The 22,479-nt window shown below is 32.1% G+C and carries 23 protein-coding genes, 3 tRNA genes, 1 rRNA gene and 1 other annotated feature; of the genes, 1 reads left to right on the top strand and 26 read right to left on the bottom strand.

Going from position 1 to position 22,479, the window contains the following annotated elements; all coding sequences use genetic code 11:
- Positions 1-4: 4 nt before the first annotated feature.
- The 19 genes from rpoB to KPL37_RS10390 form a co-directional block, all read right to left on the bottom strand.
- A complete protein-coding gene (gene rpoB, locus KPL37_RS10480; protein WP_216149086.1) occupies positions 5-3,718 on the bottom strand; it encodes a DNA-directed RNA polymerase subunit beta in 3,714 nt (1,237 codons plus the stop codon).
- 263 nt (positions 3,719-3,981) lie between these two features.
- Positions 3,982-4,341 carry a 50S ribosomal protein L7/L12 gene (rplL, locus tag KPL37_RS10475; RefSeq protein WP_216149083.1) on the bottom strand — a complete coding sequence of 120 codons (360 nt, stop codon included), beginning with the start codon at positions 4,339-4,341 and terminating at the stop codon, positions 3,982-3,984.
- 136 nt (positions 4,342-4,477) lie between these two features.
- A complete protein-coding gene (gene rplJ, locus KPL37_RS10470) occupies positions 4,478-4,978 on the bottom strand; it encodes a 50S ribosomal protein L10 (RefSeq protein ID WP_216149082.1) in 501 nt (166 codons plus the stop codon).
- A 34-nt stretch (positions 4,979-5,012) separates the two neighbouring features.
- Positions 5,013-5,150: a sequence feature (ribosomal protein L10 leader region), on the bottom strand.
- Between the two features lie 37 nt (positions 5,151-5,187).
- Positions 5,188-5,877, bottom strand: a complete 690-nt coding sequence (rplA, locus tag KPL37_RS10465; protein ID WP_216149080.1) for a 50S ribosomal protein L1 — start codon at positions 5,875-5,877, stop codon at positions 5,188-5,190.
- A gap of 58 nt (positions 5,878-5,935) precedes the next feature.
- Positions 5,936-6,361, bottom strand: coding sequence for a 50S ribosomal protein L11 (gene rplK, locus KPL37_RS10460; RefSeq protein ID WP_216149077.1), 426 nt, complete (start codon positions 6,359-6,361; stop codon positions 5,936-5,938).
- A gap of 76 nt (positions 6,362-6,437) precedes the next feature.
- On the bottom strand, positions 6,438-6,959 hold the full coding sequence (gene nusG / locus KPL37_RS10455; RefSeq protein WP_216149075.1) for a transcription termination/antitermination protein NusG: 522 nt from the start codon (positions 6,957-6,959) through the stop codon (positions 6,438-6,440).
- 45 nt (positions 6,960-7,004) lie between these two features.
- Positions 7,005-7,229: a preprotein translocase subunit SecE gene (secE, locus tag KPL37_RS10450; protein ID WP_216149073.1), complete on the bottom strand. Its 225-nt coding sequence runs from the start codon at positions 7,227-7,229 to the stop codon at positions 7,005-7,007.
- Between the two features lie 38 nt (positions 7,230-7,267).
- A complete protein-coding gene (gene rpmG, locus KPL37_RS10445; RefSeq protein WP_071614647.1) occupies positions 7,268-7,417 on the bottom strand; it encodes a 50S ribosomal protein L33 in 150 nt (49 codons plus the stop codon).
- Positions 7,418-7,656: 239 nt separating this feature from the next.
- Positions 7,657-8,850 (bottom strand): elongation factor Tu, encoded by a 1,194-nt coding sequence (gene tuf, locus KPL37_RS10440; RefSeq protein WP_216149071.1) that lies wholly within the window; start codon positions 8,848-8,850, stop codon positions 7,657-7,659.
- A gap of 80 nt (positions 8,851-8,930) precedes the next feature.
- A tRNA-Thr gene (locus KPL37_RS10435) sits at positions 8,931-9,006 on the bottom strand.
- A gap of 9 nt (positions 9,007-9,015) precedes the next feature.
- Positions 9,016-9,090 (bottom strand) — tRNA-Gly (locus KPL37_RS10430).
- 70 nt (positions 9,091-9,160) lie between these two features.
- Complete coding sequence (gene sigH, locus KPL37_RS10425) at positions 9,161-9,802, bottom strand: RNA polymerase sporulation sigma factor SigH (RefSeq protein ID WP_216149069.1); 642 nt, start codon at positions 9,800-9,802, stop codon at positions 9,161-9,163.
- Positions 9,803-9,877: 75 nt separating this feature from the next.
- The gene (locus KPL37_RS10420; protein WP_216149067.1) at positions 9,878-10,387 is read right to left on the bottom strand and encodes an NYN domain-containing protein; all 510 of its coding nucleotides are present in this window, start codon (positions 10,385-10,387) and stop codon (positions 9,878-9,880) included.
- Between the two features lie 8 nt (positions 10,388-10,395).
- Positions 10,396-11,334: a 23S rRNA (guanosine(2251)-2'-O)-methyltransferase RlmB gene (rlmB, locus tag KPL37_RS10415; RefSeq protein ID WP_216149150.1), complete on the bottom strand. Its 939-nt coding sequence runs from the start codon at positions 11,332-11,334 to the stop codon at positions 10,396-10,398.
- 193 nt (positions 11,335-11,527) lie between these two features.
- Positions 11,528-12,331, bottom strand: coding sequence for an FAD-dependent thymidylate synthase (thyX, locus tag KPL37_RS10410; protein WP_216149065.1), 804 nt, complete (start codon positions 12,329-12,331; stop codon positions 11,528-11,530).
- Positions 12,332-12,333: 2 nt separating this feature from the next.
- Complete coding sequence (locus KPL37_RS10405; RefSeq protein ID WP_216149063.1) at positions 12,334-12,756, bottom strand: Mini-ribonuclease 3; 423 nt, start codon at positions 12,754-12,756, stop codon at positions 12,334-12,336.
- Positions 12,757-13,094: 338 nt separating this feature from the next.
- Positions 13,095-13,787 (bottom strand): 2-C-methyl-D-erythritol 4-phosphate cytidylyltransferase, encoded by a 693-nt coding sequence (ispD, locus tag KPL37_RS10400; protein WP_216149061.1) that lies wholly within the window; start codon positions 13,785-13,787, stop codon positions 13,095-13,097.
- A 25-nt stretch (positions 13,788-13,812) separates the two neighbouring features.
- Positions 13,813-14,919, bottom strand: coding sequence for a PIN/TRAM domain-containing protein (locus KPL37_RS10395; RefSeq protein ID WP_216149059.1), 1,107 nt, complete (start codon positions 14,917-14,919; stop codon positions 13,813-13,815).
- Between the two features lie 117 nt (positions 14,920-15,036).
- Complete coding sequence (locus KPL37_RS10390; protein ID WP_216149057.1) at positions 15,037-15,510, bottom strand: CarD family transcriptional regulator; 474 nt, start codon at positions 15,508-15,510, stop codon at positions 15,037-15,039.
- A 137-nt stretch (positions 15,511-15,647) separates the two neighbouring features.
- On the opposite strand from KPL37_RS10390, the gene KPL37_RS10385 reads away from it, so the two are divergent.
- Positions 15,648-16,049, top strand: coding sequence for a nucleoside triphosphate pyrophosphohydrolase family protein (locus KPL37_RS10385; RefSeq protein ID WP_216149055.1), 402 nt, complete (start codon positions 15,648-15,650; stop codon positions 16,047-16,049).
- 37 nt (positions 16,050-16,086) lie between these two features.
- Here the strand turns inward: KPL37_RS10385 and disA are convergent, their stop codons facing one another.
- From disA to rrf, 7 genes are all read right to left on the bottom strand, one after another.
- Positions 16,087-17,151 (bottom strand): DNA integrity scanning diadenylate cyclase DisA, encoded by a 1,065-nt coding sequence (disA, locus tag KPL37_RS10380; RefSeq protein WP_216149053.1) that lies wholly within the window; start codon positions 17,149-17,151, stop codon positions 16,087-16,089.
- A gap of 153 nt (positions 17,152-17,304) precedes the next feature.
- Entirely contained in the window at positions 17,305-19,746 is a 2,442-nt protein-coding gene (locus KPL37_RS10375) for an ATP-dependent Clp protease ATP-binding subunit (RefSeq protein ID WP_216149051.1), read from the bottom strand.
- 183 nt (positions 19,747-19,929) lie between these two features.
- Positions 19,930-20,151 carry a hypothetical protein gene (locus KPL37_RS10370; RefSeq protein WP_216149049.1) on the bottom strand — a complete coding sequence of 74 codons (222 nt, stop codon included), beginning with the start codon at positions 20,149-20,151 and terminating at the stop codon, positions 19,930-19,932.
- 309 nt (positions 20,152-20,460) lie between these two features.
- Entirely contained in the window at positions 20,461-21,702 is a 1,242-nt protein-coding gene (locus KPL37_RS10365) for an aminopeptidase P family protein (RefSeq protein ID WP_216149047.1), read from the bottom strand.
- A gap of 59 nt (positions 21,703-21,761) precedes the next feature.
- The gene (locus tag KPL37_RS10360; protein ID WP_216149045.1) at positions 21,762-21,998 is read right to left on the bottom strand and encodes a hypothetical protein; all 237 of its coding nucleotides are present in this window, start codon (positions 21,996-21,998) and stop codon (positions 21,762-21,764) included.
- A gap of 279 nt (positions 21,999-22,277) precedes the next feature.
- Positions 22,278-22,352: transfer RNA gene (locus KPL37_RS10355), tRNA-Asn, on the bottom strand.
- A 5-nt stretch (positions 22,353-22,357) separates the two neighbouring features.
- Positions 22,358-22,474, bottom strand: a 5S ribosomal RNA gene (rrf, locus tag KPL37_RS10350).
- Between the last annotated feature and the right edge of the window lie 5 nt (positions 22,475-22,479).

The raw sequence follows: 22,479 nt of genomic DNA, 5'->3' as shown, positions 1-22,479 counted from the left end.
CATATTAATGTTCATCATTAAAATCATTCAATTCTAAATCTTCACCAAAATCTTCTAACGGCACTTCATCATAATTTATATCAACATCTACTTCTTCATCTTCATCAATAAGTTCAACGTACTCTTCAGTTGGAGATTCAGGGACTACATCTTCTGAACCTTCTATATTAACATTTAGATTTAATTCTTCCATTTCATCATCAACTGATTCTTTAATCTTAATTTCTTCCCTATCATCAGTAAGAACCTTAACATTAAGACATAACGCTTGCAGTTCTTTTATAAGAACTTTAAACGATTCAGGCACGCCTGGTTCTGGAATGTTCTCACCTTTAACAATTGCTTCATATGTTTTAACTCTACCTACAACATCATCAGATTTAACTGTTAGAATCTCTTGCAACGTGTGAGCTGAACCATAAGCTTCCAGTGCCCAAACTTCCATTTCTCCAAATCTTTGGCCACCAAACTGTGCTTTACCACCTAATGGTTGCTGTGTTACTAGAGAATATGGTCCTGTAGATCTAGCATGTATTTTATCATCTACTAGATGATGTAATTTCAAGATATACATATATCCAACAGTAACTCTGCTGTCAAGTGCTTCTCCTGTACGTCCATCATACAAATCAGTTTTTCCATCTGCATCATATCCTGCTTTTATCAAACACGCTTCAATTTCTTCTTCTTGCGCACCATCAAATACTGGAGTTGCAATATGCCAACCAAGTTCACTAGCTGCCCATCCTAAATGAACCTCAAGTACCTGACCTATGTTCATACGAGAAGGAACTCCTAGTGGATTTAAGCATATTTGAAGTGGTCTTCCATCTGGTAAAAATGGCATATCTTCTACTGGTAATACTCTTGAGATAACTCCTTTATTACCATGCCTTCCTGCCATCTTATCGCCTACAGATATTTTTCTTTTTTGAGCTATATAACATCTGACTAGTTCATTTACACCTGGTGGAAGTTCATCACCATTTTCTCTAGTGAATACTTTAACGTCGACTATAATTCCAGCCTCGCCATGTGGCACCCTAAGTGATGTATCTCTTACTTCTCTTGCCTTTTCACCAAATATTGCTCTTAATAATCTTTCCTCTGCAGTAAGCTCTGTTTCTCCCTTAGGTGTCACTTTTCCCACAAGGATATCTCCAGATCTTATCTCAGCACCAATTCTTATTATTCCACCCTCATCTATGTCTTTAAGTGCATCCTCTCCAACATTTGGGATGTCTCTAGTTATTTCTTCAGGTCCAAGCTTAGTATCTCTTGCTTCTGATTCGTATTCTTCAATATGAACTGAAGTAAATATATCATCACGAACAAGTTCTTCAGATATTAGCATTGCATCCTCATAATTATAACCTTCCCAAGTTACAAACCCAATACGGATATTCTTACCTAAAGCTATTTCTCCAAGATCTGTTGAAGGACCATCTGCTAAAACAGAGTTTACTTCGACTTTCTCTCCTTTATTAACTATAGGTTTCTGATTTATACACGTACCCTGATTAGATCTTTTAAACTTAAGAATTTTATAAACATCGAGTCCGCTATCCGAATCTCTTCTTACTTTAATCTCGTTAGCACTTACGTACTCAACTATGCCGGCATTTCTAGCTTTCGGAAGAACACCAGAATCTACTGCAGCTCTATATTCTATTCCAGTAGCTACAATTGGAGATTGTGATTTAAGTAATGGTACTGCTTGACGTTGCATGTTCGAACCCATAAGTGCACGACTTGCATCATCATTCTCAAGAAATGGAATCATAGCAGTTGCAACAGAAACTATCTGTCTTGGTGATATATCCATTAAATCAACTTCATTTTTGGGAACAATCATTATTTCTGTTGTCTTTCTTACAGTTACCTTATCATCTACAAAAGTACCATCTTCACTAATTGGTTCGCTTGCTTGTGCTACTAGATATGAATCTTCTTCATCTGCAGTCATATAAACAATCTTGTCAGAAACTATTGATGTTTTTTTATCTACAAGTCTATATGGTGTTTCGATAAATCCATATTCATTTACCTTAGCATAACTAGCAAGTGAATTGATAAGCCCTATATTAGGTCCTTCTGGCGTCTCTATTGGACACATTCTACCGTAATGCGAGTAATGAACGTCTCTAACTTCAAAACCAGCTCTCTCTCTTGAAAGCCCACCTGGTCCTAGCGCAGATAATCTCCTTTTGTTTGTAAGTTCTGATAATGGATTTGTTTGATCCATAAATTGAGAAAGTTGAGAACTACCAAAAAATTCTTTTATAGCTGCCGCTACTGGTCTTATGTTTATTAATGCTTGAGGAGTTATTCCTTCTTGGTCTTGAATTGTCATTCTTTCCTTAACAACTCTTTCCATTCTAGATAATCCAATTCTAAATTGATTCTGTAAAAGTTCCCCTACAGATCTAATTCTTCTATTTCCTAAATGATCAATATCATCAATATAACCGATATCGTAAGTTAGTCCTAACTCGTAGCTCACTGTAGCATACATATCATCTTTAATTATATGTTTTGGTATCAATCTAGTTTTATTAGCTTTTATTTGCTCTTTAATTTCTACTTCATCACTGTAATTATCTAGTATTTCTTTTAATGTTGGATAATGAACCATTTCCCTAATATTAAGGTCAGAAATATCAAAGTTAACTACCTTATTAAGGTTAACAAAATTATTTCCTATAACTCTTATTACTTTATCCTCAACTTGAAGATCTACTACATTAATTCCAAGATTTTGAATTTCTAAAGCAGTTTCTCTGTCTATTTTTTGATCTTTTTCAACTATTACTTCACCAGTTGTAGGGTTTACAATATTCTCAGCAGCGATTTGATTTGCTATTCTATGATTAATTGACAATTTTTTATTGAATTTATATCTACCAACTCTTGACAAATCATATCTCTTAGCATCAAAGAATAATGAATCAATGAGAGATACAGCACTATCTACTGTTGGTGGTTCACCTGGTCTTAATCTCTTATATATTTCTATTAAAGCTTCTTCTCTTGTTTTAGTATTATCTTTTTCTATTGTTGCCTTTAATCTTTCTTCTTCACCTAACAATTGATGTAAATCTAAATCACTACCATTATCCATCATAGCTCTTGCTAAGATACTTATTGGCAATTTTCTAGTCTTGTCAATTCTAATATATACAATATCGTTAGAATCTGTTTCATACTCTAGCCATGCACCTCTATTTGGGATTACAGTAGCTGAGTATAGTTTTTTTCCTGTCTTGTCAACTGAATAATTGTAGTAAACTCCTGGTGATCTAACCAATTGACTTACTATAACTCTTTCTGCACCGTTGATAACAAATGTTCCTTGTGGTGTCATCAGTGGGAAATCTCCCATAAAGACTTCTTGCTCCTTGATTTCACCTGTTTCATTATTACGCAATCTAACCTTAACTTTTAAAGGTGCTGCGTAAGTTGTATCTCTTTCTTTACATTGTTCTTCAGTATACTTGATATTTTCTATATCAAGTTTATATCCTACGAACTCTAGAACAAGATTTCCCGTATAATCTTGAATAGGATTTATATCATCAAAAACCTCTTGAAGTCCTTCTTTCAAAAACCAATCATAAGAATCTAACTGTATCTCAATTAAATTTGGCATATCAGTTACTTCTTCAATCTTTGAAAAACTCATTCTTGTTCTCTTACCTAGTTGGACAGGATGTACCATCAGCTTTCACCCCTTGTATAAACTAAAATAACCAAAAACACACTTTCCATTAGGACATTATGCTTCTGGATTCAGACACTTATCATATTATTATAACCTTATTTGTTAATTTAATTCACAATAACCAGTAATTACATTTATTTTAATGCAAAACTACTAGTTTTCTTACATTACGCTATGTTATCATAATTATAATTCTATGTCAACATAACATTTTAAAAAAGGGCACTCTTATATAAAAGTACCCTTCTTTTATAATAAAATTATTTTACTTCTGCAACTCCGCCAACTTCTTCAAGTTTAGCTTTCATTGCCGCAGCATCATCTTTATTTACAGCTTCTTTTATAGTTTTTGGAGCTCCGTCAACTATATCTTTAGCTTCTTTAAGTCCTAGTCCAGTTAATTCTCTAACAACTTTAATAACCTTAATTTTGTTAGGTCCAACTTCTTTAAGTATTACGTCGAATTCAGTTTTTTCTTCAGCGACAGCTGAAGCAGCTCCTGCAGCAGCAACTGGTGCTGAAGCACTTACTCCAAATTCCTCTTCGCAAGTTTTTACTAGTTCATTTAATTCTAAAACACTCATATCTTTTATAGCTTGAATAATATCTTCTCTTGTCATTATAAATGCACCTCCGAATTTTTTTCATATATATATTTGTATTTGCCTCTACACAAGACATCATTGCCCTCATAGAAGATGTGATTTGAAACAATTAAATTAGTTAGCTATGTATCGTCACGTAATATTTAAAATATTATTGTGCTGATTCCTTTTGCTCTTTAATTGAGTTCAATAAATATGCAAGATTTGATAATGGAGCCTTGAAGCTTCCAAGTAATTTTGCTATAAGAACATCTCTTGATGGTATTAATGCAAGAGCATTAACTTCTGCGCTATCGAATATTTTACCTTCGATTAAAGCTGCTTTAAGCTCTAATTTTTTGTGAGTTTTTGCAAACTCCTTTAAAATTCTAGCAGCAACAGTTGCATCTTCGTATCCAAACGCTAATGAAATAGATCCTTGTAAGTAAGTATCTATACCTTCAATTCCTAATTCCTTAGCAGCTAGAATAACTAAAGTGTTTTTATATACTTTATATTCTACCCCAGCTTCTCTAAGGTTTTTTCTTAGCTCTGTATCTTCTTCTACATCAAGACCTTGATATTGACTAAGTACTACACCTTTAGCTTTTGCTAATTTTTCTTTTATTTCTGCCACTTTTACTTCTTTTAATTGTCTATTATTACTTAGCACTGTATATCCACCTCCTAACAGTTTTTAACTGCTTTTTAAGAAAATTAAAGTCTCTCCGCAGACGCGAAGAGACCTAATAACTGTACACAAGTACATTTATTGGAATCCTCGGCAGGCATGTTGTCTTTTACGCTTTCGCACCTGCTATCTACGGAATATCATTTATTTCACTTTAAACATTGTACCACGTTTAAAGTTATTTGTATATACTAATCTAAAACTTTAGCTTGATTTACTTTTATTCCAGGTCCCATAGTACTTGAAACTGAAACTGATTTTAAATATTGTCCTTTAGCTGCTGATGGTTTAGCTTTAACTACTGCTTCCATTAATGCATGAAAGTTAGCAATCAATTTTTCAGCTCCGAAAGATTTTTTACCAATAGCTACATGAATTATAGAAGTTTTATCAACTCTATACTCAACCTTACCAGCTTTGATTTCATTTATTGCTTTAGTAACATCAAATGTAACTGTTCCTGATTTTGGATTTGGCATTAAACCCTTAGGTCCTAGCACTCTACCCAATTTACCAACAACACCCATCATATCTGGAGTAGCAACAACTATATCAAATCCGAACCAATTTTCTTTTTGAATTTTATCAACTAATTCATCAGTTCCAACAAAATCTGCTCCTGCAAGTTCTGCTTCCTTAGCTTTATCACCTTTAGCAAAAACTAAAACTTTTACACTTTTACCTGTTCCATAAGGAAGTACTACTGCACCTCTAACTTGTTGATCTGCATGTCTTGGATCAACACCAAGGCTGATAGCAAGTTCTATTGTTTCATCGAATTTAGCCTTAGATGTTTTTACTACAAGGTCCATAGTTTCTGTTGGTGTATATAAAGCACTTTTATCTATAAGTTTAGCGCTTTCTTTATAATTTTTTCCCATAATAGTATCCTCCTTCGTGGTAATAACGGTTTTTACCTCCCACGTAATTAATTCAAAATTATTCTTCTACAACTATTCCCATACTTCTTGCTGTTCCAGCTATCATACTCATAGCAGATTCAATTGATGCTGCATTTAAATCTGGCATCTTAAGTTCTGCTATTTCTTTTACTTTAGCTTTAGAAACTGTAGCAATTTTGGTTTTGTTTGGAACACCAGAACCACTTTCTAAGCCAACAGCTTTCTTTAATAGTATAGCTGCTGGTGGAGTCTTTAGTATAAAACTAAAAGATCTATCTTGATATACTGTTATAACTACTGGTATTATCATGCCTGCTTGATCAGAAGTTTTTGCATTAAATTCTTTACAGAATCCCATGATATTAACACCGTGTTGTCCAAGTGCTGGACCAACTGGTGGTGCCGGAGTAGCTTTCCCTGCAGGAAGTTGAAGTTTTATCATCCCTGTTATTTTCTTAGCCATGAATTTATACCTCCCATATTGTGGTAATCGGATTTAAAATCCTCCCACTTAATAAAACTTTCGCTTTATTTAGTACCTAGTCTAATTTTTCTATCTGATTAAATTCTAGTTCAACAGGTGTTTCCCTGCCAAACATATTTATAAGTGCTTTGATTTTTTGCTTTTCCAAATGAATTTCTTGTATAAGAGCAACAAATCCTTCTAGTGGTCCGAATGTTACTTGTATGCTCTCGCCTACTTCGTAATCAGAAACTATAGTCTTTTCTGCAATTCCCATAGTTCTAACTTCATCCTCAGTAAGAGCTACTGGTTTAGATCCAGGCCCTACAAATCCAGTTACACCTCTAGTATTTCTAACTATATACCAAGACTCATCTGTCATAAGCATTTTAACCATTACATAACCTGGAAACACTTTTTTTAAAGTTATTTTTTGTTTCCCATCCTTTACTTCAACTACTTCTTCCATAGGAACTTGAATATCATGTACATATTCTTCAAGATTCCTATTTTCAATTGCTTTTTCTAGGTTGACTTTAACTTTATTCTCATAACCAGAATATGTATGTACAACGTACCATTTAGCTTTATCTGCCATAGCTCAAGGGGTGGAGAATTCCGTCCCCTACCTCCCTCCTTTACCTTATTTAAAGATTAGCATATAGAGGTTATTAAACCCATAATCCAACAAACCCACAAATACTACAAAAAGTAAAGTAAAACTTGCCACTGCATAAGTTGCTTTTTTAACATCTTGTTTTGAAGGCCAAGTTATTCTTTTTGTTTCTGCCTTAAGTTCCTTGAAAAAATTTGCTATACCTTTTTTGTTTGGTTTTTCTTTTAATTTAACATTCCCAGTAACAGCCATATTATTCACATCCCCACTGTTTTTGTGTTTATGCTATATTATTTTGTTTCTTTATGAAGTGTATGTTTGTGGCAGAACTTACAGTATTTCTTCATTTCTATTCTATCTGGGTTATTTTTTTTGTTTTTCATTGTATTGTAATTTCTCTGTTTGCAATCATTACAAGCTAGAGTTACTTTTACTCTCACAATCTACACCTCCCGATTTTTCATCTATTTCAGAAAACTCATGCTTATTAAGCTCTAAGCTATCTTTAGCATTTTTATTTTACTTAAACAATCTATCACAAATTAGTACATATGTCAATGGATTAGTTAGAAGTGCTTTTCAATAAACGTTTCTAACACCAATAATTCAGTACCATCTTATATTTTGTAAGAACTCGGCATAAGTCATTTTTTTACCTTATGCCGAACACTTATACTTACTATTTAACTATTGAAGTAACAACTCCAGAACCTACTGTTCTTCCACCTTCTCTGATTGCAAATCTTAATCCCTCATCCATTGCTACTTGAGTAATTAATTCTACATTCATATCTATGTGGTCTCCTGGCATTACCATTTCCATTCCGTCTGGTAATTTGATTGATCCTGTTACATCTGTAGTTCTAAAATAAAATTGTGGTCTGTATCCGTCGAAGAATGGTGTATGTCTTCCGCCTTCTTCTTTTTTAAGTACATATACTTGACCTACAAATTTTGAATGTGGATGTATTGAACCTGGTTTTGCAAGTACTTGACCTCTTTCAATGTCTGCTCTTTGTACTCCTCTTAATAACGCTCCAATGTTGTCTCCAGCCATTGCTTGATCTAGAAGTTTTCTAAACATTTCAACTCCGGTACATACAACTTTTCTTTTTTCTTCGCTAAGTCCAACTATTTCTACTTCTTCTCCAACCTTAAGTATCCCAGTTTCAACTCTTCCTGTAGCAACTGTTCCTCTACCTGTGATTGTGAATACATCCTCAACTGGCATTAAGAATGGTTTATCTGTTGCTCTTGCTGGTGTTGGAATGTAAGTATCTACAGCTTCCATTAATTCATATATACATTTTGTTGCTTCTGGGTCTGTTGGACTTTCTAATGCTTTTAATGCTGATCCTGTTATAATTGGAATATCATCACCAGGGAAGTCATACTCACTTAATAATTCTCTTACTTCCATTTCAACTAATTCTAATAATTCTGGATCATCAACCATATCTGCTTTGTTCAAGAATACTACTATATAACCTACTCCAACTCTGCTTGCAAGTAATATATGTTCTCTTGTTTGAGGCATTGGACCATCTGCTGCACTAACAACTAGGATTGCTCCATCCATTTGTGCTGCTCCTGTAATCATGTTCTTTACATAATCTGCATGTCCTGGGCAATCAACATGTGCATAATGTCTATTTTCTGTTTCATATTCAACATGTGATGTGTTAATTGTTATTCCTCTTTCTCTTTCCTCTGGTGCTTTATCAATTTGGTCAAATCTAGATGCTTCTGCTAATCCTTTAGTTGCAAGTACAGCAGTTATTGCAGCTGTTAATGTTGTCTTGCCGTGATCTACGTGCCCTATTGTTCCTATATTTACATGTGGTTTGGTTCTTTCAAACTTTGCCTTTGCCATTTTGTATTCCTCCTCGTTTAAATAATATCGCCTTTTCGTTCGTAAACTTATCCTAGTGTACTGCAGGACCTTAATAGCTATGGAGCCCATAACCGGGATTGAACCGGTGACCTCCACCTTACCAAGGTGACGCTCTTCCGACTGAGCTATATGGGCATTTAATTTTGGAGCGGGAAACGGGGCTTGAACCCGCGACACCCAACTTGGGAAGCTGGTGCTCTACCACTGAGCTACTCCCGCTGAAGTACAACTTAAAGCTATACACCAGTTATTAACTTTACTATTGTTTGTTTTCTTTGTCAATACATTTTTACCTTTTACTTAGACATTTTTCTAATTTTCTTTTAACTCTTTGCAAAGCATTATCAATGGACTTTGCATGCCTATCTAAATCGCAAGCAATTTCTTGATAAGATTTACCATCTAAGTATGACATAAGCACCTCCATCTCAAGTTCCGATAATACTTCACCAATTTCATTTTGAATGCTTATTACTTCCTCACGACTTATAACCAACTCTTCTGGATCAGTTATTTTAGCACCTGATAGCACATCCAACAATGTTCTGTCTGATTCCTCGTCATATATTGGTTTATTTAAGGATATATAAGTATTAAGGGGAATGTGTTTTTGGCGAGTAGCTGTTTTTATTGCTGTAATTATCTGCCTAGTAACACAAATTTCTGCAAAAGCCCTAAAAGAAGATAATCTGTCTGACCTAAAATCTCTAATAGCCTTATAGAGACCTATCATCCCTTCCTGGTAAATATCTTCTTTATCTGCACCAATCAAAAAATATGACTTAGCCCTTGCTTTCACAAAATTTTTGTATTTATTAATTAAATATTCTTGTGCACGAACATTGCTAATTTGTGCTTCAATAACAACTTCCTCATCCAATCTTTCTTCAAAGCTTGAAGTATTCACGCTAGCTTTAATGATCTTTTCCAACAAATATCCCCTCCACACCAACCATGTGTCATATAGATGATTATACCTCAGAGCAATTTATATAGTCAAGAAAATTCAACGGCCCCTTCTCATTTTCTCAAGTTTTTCCAATGTTTTTTCATCTACTCTCTCTTCTAACCAATTTCTTTTTTCCAAGTACTTTTTTTCGATCTCTGTTTCAATCTTTTTTTGCGTTCTGATTACTTCATGATAAAATTCAATTGAAGACATCCTAGTAGCTCCCCTTTGGAATGCAATCTGTTGCTCTAGAGAGTCGGATGTAATGACGCAAACTTCAATATTTCGTCCTATGTTATTGACCATTCTTTCAATATAGCTATCTGCCGTTTCTCCTTCTTTTGTAAAAACTACAACTAAGTTCCCTTGTCTCTCTTCTTTTTGAATACTGCCCTTAACTAATTGTGCATCAAAGACTATAAACATTTTATAACCATTAAATGCTACGTAGTTTTGAAGTATACCTATAAGCTGAAGCCTTGAAGATTCATAACTATATTCTTTAACCTTTTTAAGACTTGGCCAACTATTAATAACATTATACCCATCAACAAAAAGTGTTCTCACTTTTTACCTCATCTAATTTTTTGTTTCATAGTTTCATACATTATTATACCAGCTGCAACAGAGGCATTTAAAGATGTTATTTTCCCTACCATTGGTATTTTCACTAAAACATCACATTTTTCTTTTGTAAGTTTTGCAATACCTCTACCTTCACTTCCAATAACAAGTGCTACAGCTCCAGTTAAATCAGTATTGAAAATATAATCTTCCGCATCCATATCAGCACCGTAAACCCATACTCCACGTTTTTTTATTTCTTCTATAGCTACATTTATATTAGTTACTTTTGCTATTTTCACATGTTCAATTGCACCAGCAGATGTTTTATACACCGTAGGCGTAGCTCCTACATTTTTTCTCTTTGGTATTATTATTCCATGAGCTCCACATACCTCAGCAGTTCGTATTATAGACCCAAAATTATGTGGATCTTCAATTTCATCTAGTATAATTATAAAAGGTTTTTCTCCTTTTTCCTCTGCATTTTTAAATATATCATTTATTTCAAAATATTTGTACGGTGTTACTACAGCGATTACCCCTTGATGTGAAGAAGTTTGTGACATTTCATCTAACTTTCTTCTATCTACTTCCTTTGTAACAATTCCCTTTTCTTTAGCTAGTGCCATTACCACGCTTATGGATCCTACTAAATCGCCCTTAGCAATAAGAATGTATTCTACAGTTCTATCCGATTTTAGCGCTTCTATAACTGCATTTCTTCCTTCAATTAAATCTTCTCTAATAATTTTAGCTTCACCTTCTCCACTTGCGTTACTACTCTTAGGCTTTATTTCAGATTTTACCCTAGTGAACTTATTTTTTACTGCCTTCTCTTCATTTTTCCTAGTTCCTCTATTAATCACCTTGTTTTTATCTTCTTTATTACTTGTAAATTCTCTACTTTCCTTACCACCTTGGTCGCCCGTTCTATTTCTTCTAGGCATTGTTCCGCTTTTTTCTTCATTACTACTTGTAAATCCTCTACTTACTTTTCCACCCTTTTCGCTAGTTCTAACTTTTTTAGATTCAAATCCTGTTCTTTCTTCTCTGCTACTTTCAAATCCTTTGTTTCCTTTGTTTCCTTGATATTTTTTGTTATCACTCATTTTGAATACCTCTCCATTTCATTTATTTCATCTATTTCATCTCGTATTCTTTTCTTACTTCCAATGTCTTTCCACAACACATTTTTCCCTCAGGACAATGCCCACTAACACAACTTGGCCCTGCATATCTAAAAATTGATGGTGCGACTTCCCTAGCCTGCATCAACATTGTTTTAGCCATTTGGCGTATTTCCCACTGAGCTCTTGTGCAACACCTCTGATTAAAAAAATGCATTAACTCTCTAGCATTCATAGTAGCTATTATTTTAGTCTCGCAAGCATTTGGGAATACATACCGTGCGTCTTCGATAGCTTTTTTCTCCGCTTTGCTTTTAAGCACTAAGTATTGTTTTTTTTCAATATCTTCAGCCTTTATAAGTTTTTCAACCTTTAAATATTCCACTATAGAATTAGCTAATTCATTTCTTGATAATATCTCAACTAATTGGTTGTACTCTTCTTGAATCCGCTTCATGGATTTTATGAAAATTTCCTTTGCCTGCTCATCTTTCTCAACATTAGGTGGAATTATGTATTCAAATTGTTTAAGCTGTACGTATCTCTGACTCTGTTGAGAATATGATGCTACCCTATGTCTAACTAATTGATGGGTCAAACTTCTAGATATCCCCTCAACTGCAAAAGTAAAGCTCACATGCTCTATCGGTGAATGATGACCATAATTCATTAAAGTATTGATAAATTTTTTTGTTTTTTCTTGATCTAAATTTTCTAATATTTCATCAATTCCTACTTGACTATAACAAAGTTTAGCTGCTGCAGCTATAATTTTTTCAGGATTCGGTGTATGTTCTATTAATTTAACCTTGAGCATAATTATTCATCTCCCAAATCAAGATTTATAATTTTCTCGAAAATATCATTTAACCTTTCATTCTTCTCACTTAAGTATAAAAAACCTACTAAAGCTTCAAAGCCTGTAGCCCACTTATATTCATTTAAATCTGCATTTTTAGGCGTTGAACCACTTTTAGAATTTCTAGCTCTTTTAAAAATACCTAGTTCCTCTTCGTCTAAATTTGTTATCAAAACTTTCATAAACTCGCTTTGTGCATGCGCTTTTACATACGAAACCGCCTTAACATGAATTTTATGTGCATTCATATCTCTATTTTTTTCTACAAGGTAAGATCTGATAAACACCTCATAAATTGCATCTCCAACTATTGCAAGAACTAGTGGATTTAACTGTCTAACTTGCGCCACTGTGAATTTGCCCTTTAGCATATTAAACTCCATGATTAATCTCCTTTTTTAATATTAGACACTCCTATTATTAGATTTATTTTTTATATATAACTATTTTAAAATAAAAGCATCAAAAAAAACAAAAATTCGCCCTGTTTTAGGGCGAATTTCATCGCGGTACCACCTAAATTTGTGCTTATTTGTTAACGGTATATATTACCGGTAGTTTTACTACAGCTCCAAAGTAGGTTCAAAACCTTTGAAAATCTCTCAACCTAGTATTTTCTCTCTGTATAATGGTTTTTACTATTCTTCATCATTACTTAATATTTAGTTTATATGTGATATTTTATAGTTACTAATAAATATACACATTATATCTGATACTGTCAACAGTGATTTCTTTGCAATATTTGCATCGCTATGTCTAAATCTTCTGGCGTTGTAACCTTTATATTATCGTAGCTACCTTCATAAAGATATACTTTATTACCATATTGTTCAACCACCATTGTATCATCGGTTACTTTAATACCCTCACGACTAATTTTTTCGTGACATTCTAAAATAAGGTTATACCTAAAACCTTGTGGAGTTTGAACACAAAAGAGCATCTCTCTATTAGGTGTTTTTATAGAAAACCCAGAAGAGTCTTTAATCTTAATAGTATCCTTAGGTTGTACTCCGCAAGCCGCAGCTCCATATAAATTAGCATAAAAAATTGCATTTCTAATAATATCTTCGCTAACAAAAGGTCTAGCCCCATCATGAATAAGTACAACTTCACAATTTCTTACAGCCTTTAAACCATTTAAAACAGAATGTTGTCTTTCTTTACCACCGCTAACAACACTTTTCACCTTTGCAAACTTATATTTTTTAATTATTTTTTCATTGCAATAATCTACTTCAGACGCTGCAGCAACTACTATAATCTCATCTATACAAGGGCTTTTTGAAAAACTCCTTAAAGTATAGTATAAAACTGGGTATCCTTTAATATCTAAATATTGCTTATTAATAGATCCACCCATCCTTTTTCCCTTACCCGCTGCCAAAATTATGGCGCAGTTTCTACTCATAAAAAACCTCTCTTACATATTATAACTAACTTTTCACTAAAGAATCCTTATTTTTAGCAAAAATCATTCTACCTGCAGCCGTCTGAAGTACTGATGTTACAATAACAACTATATTCTCACCAATATACTTTCGTCCACCTTCGACAACAATCATTGTACCATCATCCAAATAAGCTATTCCTTGACCTGATTCCTTTCCATCTTTCATCACTTGTATTTTCATTTCTTCCCCCGGAAGTACTACCGGTTTTACAGCGTTCGCAAGTTCATTAATATTCAAAACCGGTACCCCTTGAAATTCAGCTACCTTATTAAGGTTAAAATCATTGGTAATTACTTTGCCATTCAAAACCTGAGCTAATTTAAGTAATTTGCTATCTACTTCTGCAATGTTAGGAAAATCTTTTTCCCAAATCTCAACCTCAATATTTAATTCCTTTTGTATTTTATTTAATATATCTAATCCTCGTCTTCCTCTATTTCTCTTAAGTCCATCTGACGAATCCGCAATATGCCTAAGTTCCTCTAATACAAATGTAGGTATTACTAATGGTCCTTCAACAAAGCCAGTTTGACAAATATCAAATATTCTACCATCAATTATTACCGATGTATCTAGCACTTTTGGATTTTCATTAGTAAACCCTTTAACTTTCTTATCTTTAAATCCATTGCTTTTTTTGATACTTGTAAAGAAAGCTAATATTTCATCTCTTTTTCTGGCACAAATATCTGCTCCTAAAGCTATCATTATAACTGTAAAAATAATCACAATAATAGTCCATAAAGGCGATCTATAATTAAATAACCCTGCAAATAAAGATGCAATTACAAGCCCTATTATCGCTCCACCTGTACCAAAAACAATTTGTGATGTTGGCATTTTTTGTGTGCTTTTTACCACATAATCCATGAATTTCATTATAAAAGACACTAGTATAGGAGATAGCAAAAATATAATAACCCCAAAAATCAAAGTAGAAAAAATGATGAATATTATTCCTTGAATTGTCCCCTCTTTAAAATAACTAAACCCTGCTAAATAACTTGTGCTTAGAAGTATTCCACCTATTATATACCCTAAAATTAGTCCTATGATTGTAAAAAGTCCTCTAAAAATTTTTTTTAACAAAAAATTTCACCTCCTCTTAAATTATTAACACTTATTTGAATTTATATCCCGTTATTATCTAATATATACTATAAATGATTGTATTTCAATAAAATATGTCATACAATCAACAATTTATTAAACTAAACTCCTTATTTTACATAATGCTTGTTCCATGTTAAGTTCAAAAGCTAACATTATTTCACTAGCAACCATTCCTTCAACTCTTTCTAAAATCTTTATCTCTCCAGGCGGAAGCATATCTTTCTTTTGTAAATAATATAAATCCCTAATTACCTCACACATTTTCAAAGTATTCCCACTTTGAATTTTTTTCTTATTACTTCTATATCTATTATTCCAATTTCTTTCAATGAAATCTGAATTACTCCCTATTATATTCAAAATTACCTCTAATTCTGCTTTATTTAAAATGTTTCTTACTCTATAATTTTCAATTTTATTTATTGGAATCATAAAATTCATGTTGTCTAATAAAAGATATATATTTACATATTTACATTTTGTATTAGATGATACTTTGTCATCAATGTCTTTTACATATCCAGCACCATAATCTGATATAAATATTTTTTCACCAACATTTAACATACTATTCCCCCTATTAATAAAACTCCTGTTGATTTATTATATATTCATAAGGTGAAATGCGTACTTAGTTTATTGACAAAACCGTAATTTGAATCCTATAATGTAACTAATTAAATATTTACAAGGAGTTGAACTTAATGAAAGATTGTATATTTGATAATTTTCAAAATTCTGTAGATGAATCCCTATTACGGCATAGAAGTCTTTTAGATGTAATTACTAAACTGCAAGAATCTGATGCTAGAGTCAATAGGGCTGTTGCAAAATCTGTTACCAATTGTGGCTGTATTAAGTTAGAAGAAAAAAACATGTACACACCACCTAATATAGACGATTTAGATTTAGATGACCCTGGCACTTCACATTCTCCTGTACAAGGTGCTCTATGTGAAAACTGTAGGGAGGTCTTAGAAAAAGAACTTGGGAACAATCTTTTTTATATTACTTCATTATGTAATATTTTAGGTTTGAATTTATATGATATTCTTTTAAAAGAATATGATAAAATTAGCACACTTGGCAAATATACTATGCGCTAGCAAATATTGCACAAGATAAGTTAATCCTTATTTTGTGCTATATTTGCTTGTCTAGCATAAATTGCTCTTTTAACCTTCTTAACCCATTTTTAATAGCTTTAGCTCTTGCTTCTCCAATTCCCTCTACACTATCAAGTTGTTCATAAGAAGCTTCCATTGTGGCTTTTAATTCTCTAAAGTGCTTAACTAGATTTTCAATAACATTTACAGGTATTCTAGGTATTTTATTTAGCATCCTATATCCTCTTGGAGAAATTAAAGTATCAACTAATGGAACCCCTATATATCCAATAATTCTAGATATAAAATCTAAATCCATCAGTTCACCTGAAGTCATATTTTCTATTTGTCTATACATATCAGTATAACTCATACCACTTTGACAATAATCTCTTATTAAAAGTATTCCATCTTCCTCAACACTTCTAATTAATTCATTTAATTGCATTGAAATTAGCCTACCCTCATTGCCTAACTCACATATATGCCTTTCTATTTCTCCAACTATTCTCATAACCATCTCTGTCCTTTGTATTGCTGATATCACATCAAACAATGTAGCTAAATCTTGAAATTCTAAAAGATTTAAATTACTTACTACTCGCTCAAGCACTGAAACATATTTTTCTAATGTTTGGATAGCTTGGTTAGCTTTTGCTAGAATAATACTACTATCTCTTAATACATATTTTATATCATCTTTGTAAACAGTTATAATAGTTCTTCTTTGTGATATTGCAACAACCACATACCCTGTTTGCTTAGCTATTCTTTGCGCTGTTCTATGCCTTGTTCCAGTTTCATAAGTTGGAATTGTAGAACTTGGCATAAGCTGAGTATTAGCATATAATATTTTTTTCAAATCACTACTTATTACTATAGCTCCGTCCATCTTTGCTAACTCATATATATAAGCAGGACTATAGTCCGCATTTATTCCAAATCCACCATCTACAATATCTAATACTTCCTTACCATTTCCTAAAACGATAAGTCCACCAGTTTTAGCTCTAAGAATATTTTCAAGTCCTTCTCTAAGCGAAGTACCAGGTGCCAGTATTTTCAATATACTCATAAGTTCCTTACTTTTTTCTTCTCTCATCCTTTTCTCCCTACTTAATAAATTATAAATTATAAATTAAAGTTCTATATCAAAATAAATTATATTTTCTATAAATTAAAAAACCACTCTAGAGTGGTTTTTAAAAAAATTGTCTTAGTATAATTATATACTTTTTAATCTATATAAACAACATTAAATATGTAAAACCTTAAAAATCAATTTATCATTTTTCATAAGAACACTTACATTATCACCTTTATTAATATTACCCCTCAGTATTTCTTCAGACAACTTATCTTCTATAACTTTAGTTATTTCTCGCCTTAATGGTCTTGCTCCATAATTGCTGTTAAATCCCGACTTAGCTAAATATTTCTTAGTTTCATTGTCAAAACTAATATTAATTTTAATATCTTCAAGACGCTCCTTCACAACTTTAAGCATTAACTCTACTATTTTATATAAATCATCCTGTTCTAGTGAATGAAATACAATAATATCATCTATTCTATTTAAGAACTCTGGTCTAAATGAAAGTTTTAACTCTTCCATTATATTCTCTTTCATCTTTTCATATTCAGAACTCACACCGTTTTCCTTTATATCAAACCCTAGAGACCTTTGTTTTTTAAGAGTAGACGCGCCAACATTAGATGTCATTATAATTACTGTATTTTTAAAGTCTATTGTTTTACCTTTCCCATCAGTTAACCTTCCGTCTTCTAATATTTGCAATAAAATGTTAACTACATCAGGATGAGCTTTTTCAATTTCATCGAAAAGAACAACTGAATATGGGTTTCTTCTCACTTTTTCTGTTAGTTGTCCCCCTTCATCAAATCCAATATATCCTGGCGGGGAACCCATAAGTCTCGAAACCGTATGCTTATCCATATATTCTGACATATCTATTCTTATCATGTTATTTTCATCACCAAACATAGCCTCTGCTAAAGCTTTTGACAACTCTGTTTTTCCTACCCCAGTTGGCCCTAAAAATATAAAAGAGCCTATCGGTCTTTTAGGATCCTTTAACCCTACTCTTGCACGTCTTATTGCACTTGAAATAGATTTAACCGCTTCATATTGACCTATCACTTTCTCGTGTAGTATCTTCTCCAATTTTAATAATCTTTCAGATTCCTTTTGTGTCAATTTTTCTATTGGAATGTTAATCCATCTTGATACAACATTAGCAATTTCAGTTTCTGAAACTATTAGTTCATCCGCTTGATTTTGTGTTTTCCAGCTGTTTTTAGAATTATATAATTTATCTTTTAAGTTTTTTTCGGTATCTCTTATTTTAGCTGCCTTCTCAAAATCCTGTACTGATATAGCATCTAATTTTTCTTTAGAAATTTTATCTATTTCATCTTCTAAATTTTTAAGATTTGCCGGAGTAGTCAAATTTTGAATTCTAACTTTTGCCCCCGCCTCATCTATAAGATCTATTGCTTTATCAGGTAAATATCTATCAGATATATACCTATGTGACAGACTAACAGCAGCCTCTATGGCACCATCAGTGATCTTAACTCTATGATGTGCCTCATACTTGTCCCTTAGTCCTTTTAATATTTCAACAGCCTCTTGTTTACTTGGTTCTCCTACCATAATAGGTTGAAACCTTCTCTCGAGTGCTGTATCTTTTTCAATGTGCTTTCTATATTCGTCTATAGTTGTTGCGCCTATACATTGTATTTCCCCACGAGCAAGTGCTGGTTTCAATATATTAGATGCATCAATAGCTCCTTCGGCTCCTCCTGCTCCAATTATAGTATGAATTTCATCTATAAATATAATCACATTTCCCACTACTAGTATTTCTTTCATTACCTTTTTAAGCCTTTCCTCAAACTCTCCTCTATATTTAGAACCTGCAACCATAGAAGATATATCTAAAGTTATAACTCTTTTATCTTTTAAAATTTCTGGGATACTCCCGGAAGCTATTCTTTGTGCTAGTCCTTCTGCTATAGCGGTCTTACCTACACCTGGCTCCCCTATAAGGCACGGATTATTCTTCATTCTTCTGCACAAAATTTCTAAAAGCCTTTGTGTTTCATTATCTCTTCCTATAACAGGGTCAAGTTTGCCTTCTTTCGCCATTTCAGTTAAGTCTTTTCCAAAATGATCTAATGTGGGCGTACTATGGTTTTGTTTTTCTTTTGATATACTTCCCTTTGGATTACCCTCAGAACACCAATTATTTAATATATCATTTTTTAGTATATTAAAGTCTGCTCCTAAGTTAGCTAATATTGTATATGCAACTCCTTCTGATTCTCTAATTAATGCGATCAAAATGTGTTCTGGGCTAATATAGTTATGATTTAAATTTCTTGCTTCAATTAAACTTAGTTCTAATAGACGTTTTGTTCTTGGAGTCAGAGGTATTTCATTTCTGCGCATTTCTACGTCGCCTTCACCTTCATATTCTATTACTAATTTTTTTACCTCGACCGACGAAATTTTCATATTATTTAATGACTTTTTACATACACCATCTTGTTCTCTTAGAATTCCTAACAGTATATGCTCTGTTCCTACATAACCATGCTTTAATTGTTGCGCTTCCTCTTGAGCATACACCAAAACCTTTTGTGCTCTTTCTGTAAATTTATTAAACATCATGTTCAAACACCTCACCTGCAATAAATTTTCTTATTACTTTAATTATGCCCAATTTTATCCTTATTATTTCATGATATAATAGCATTCTGTAATTATTTAATAAAAAAAGACATACCTAAAACATTTTATACCAAAATGTTTTCGATATGTCCATATTAAATTGTTTTTTTATATGCTAACTCACTAAGAAATTTTCATATTTATATATTTTCTATCTTTATACAACATAGAAATTCCCTTTTCATAATCAAAAAAATTAATGACTATACACTTAGCATCATAACATCTAATATTAATTTTTTCACTCTCTTTTAAAACTACATCTATTTCTGTATTATCTTTAAAATATGTGAACCTTCTAATTTCATCTAGTAACTGTACAATATTATTCTTATTTTTAATCATTTGGTTCCCCCTATTATAAATTTTTTCACCCTTTTTATAAACTCATACTTGTATATAAAATCTTAATTATATTGTTCTATATATTTACTATTCTATAAAACAATTTTTATTCCTTGTTTGTATTATGATTTTCGTAATATATTTTTTTACATTTAAATTTATAATATTCCTAATTTTATGTACATACTGCAAAATAGTGAACTACCTATGTAATATTATTGAACTCTAATAATGCATTATTTATTAGCTCTAAAAATAAATAGTAATTCTAAAATTACTAATTATTCAAATTTAATCATTTATATAAATTTACTTCGCCATAAATGCTTCAATTTCATCTACAGTCTTAATTATTTGTTTTGAAAGATTTTCACATCCATCTTTTGTAATTAATATATCATCTTCAATTCTAATCCCAATATTTTCTTCTTTTATGTAAAGTCCTGGTTCATTAGTGAATATCATACCAGTCTTTAATTTTATGTCTCGATTTCCTACATCATGAGTATCTAATCCTAAATAATGACTTACCCCATGGAAATAGTATTTAGATAATTCACTAGGTTCTTTAATAAGACCTAACTGTATACATCCAGCTGCAAGTACCTCTTTTGCTGTTTCATTTAAAACTGAGAACAATATACCAGGTTTTGCGATTGCTATTACCGCTTCTTGTGCTTTTAATACCACGTTATAAATTTCCTTTTGTCTTTCTGTATATTTACCATTAACAGGGAATGTACGGCTTATATCCGCATTGTAATATTTATATTGAGCTCCCAAATCAAACAACACTAATTCACTATCCTGAAGTTCACTATCGTTTTTTACATAATGAAGTATTGTTGCATTCTTACCACCAGCTGCAATGGTATGAAAAGCATAATCTGTTACACCATTACTTTTCAATGAAAAATCAAAGTAAGCCTCTAATTGATATTCCTTCATACCGACTTTGGCATTTTTCATTAGTTGTCTTACACCCATATCCGTAATATCTATAGCTTGCCTTATTAATTTTATTTCTTCTTCTGATTTAATAAGTCTAAGACTAACTATTTCATGGTATATATTTTGTACCCTTAAATAAGGGTATCTCTGCGTTACTACTTTCACAAAAATTTGTGATGTAGACATTGATATATCAAACCCTTGTCTTTCAAGATCCAAATATAAATTCTCAATTTTTGTTTTTTCTAAAATGCCATTAAATAAATCTTTAAAATTATCCAAAAACTCAATATTTTCTATGCCAGAAATTTCTTTTGCCTCTTCTTTAGCCATTTTCTCCCCTACCCACCTAGCCAATACGGGGTCACTTTTCTCTACAAATAATGTTTCTTCAACTTTACCATTTCTTTGTACTATCATTAAAATCATTTTATCCTTATCAATACCTGTTAAATAATAAAAATTTCTGTTTGGAGTGAACGCATATGTTTCATCCGCTGATTTATATGGTGCCTCCCCTGCAAATATTAATGTTATTGAGTTTTGTTCTAAACTTTTCCAAAGATTCTTCCTATTTATATTAAATAATATATTTTTCATTTCAATTTACCTCCTGATGAATATCATAAATTTGTTTTATTAATATTATAACATAATAGCTATCCTTCCTTTTGCGATGTAATATAGTATTCACCATTTTCCGTATCTCCTTGAGTCACAATAGTAAAACTATTATTTTCTAACATTTCACAAAGTATTCTCATTTCATCAGAATTTTTCATTCTTGAAGTAATTGTAAATCTATCATTTTGTGAAATCATTCCCATATAATCATGAATGCTACTGTAATCACTTAAATTAATATCCCCAGGAATATCTAATTTGTATTCAGACATTTAATTTCCCCCTTTTTACTATTACTAACATTAGGTTCTGTAATTTCGGGTAAAATATCCGTATTTATTATAAAAAATAAAAGTACCAATAATATAAAATTATTGGTACTTAAATACATATTTCAAAACAAAAATAAATTACTAATAACACTCATATTTCTTATACACACTTAATATAATATTCGTTGCATTTACTTAGCAGTATAATTTTTCACAAAATAAAAAAAGCTAATAATTAGCTTTTGTATATCTTAAATTTATTATTAAATTATAAAAAAATGGCTCCGCGAAAAGGATTTGAACCTTCAACCTATCGGTTAACAGCCGAGCGCTCCACCGTTGAGCTATCGCGGAACATTACCTAGCGATGACCTACTCTTCCACAAAGTTACCCCTGCAGTACCATCGGCGCATTGAAGCTTAACCTTCGTGTTCGGTATGGGAACGGGTGTTACCTTCAGGCCATAATCACTAGATGAGA

Origin of the sequence: Clostridium frigoris (genome assembly GCF_018861865.1) — a bacterium.
In the GTDB taxonomy this organism is placed as follows: domain Bacteria; phylum Bacillota; class Clostridia; order Clostridiales; family Clostridiaceae; genus Clostridium_AD; species Clostridium_AD frigoris.
Note: the sequence above shows the minus strand (reverse complement) of the source record. Positions and strands in the feature narration are given on the sequence as shown.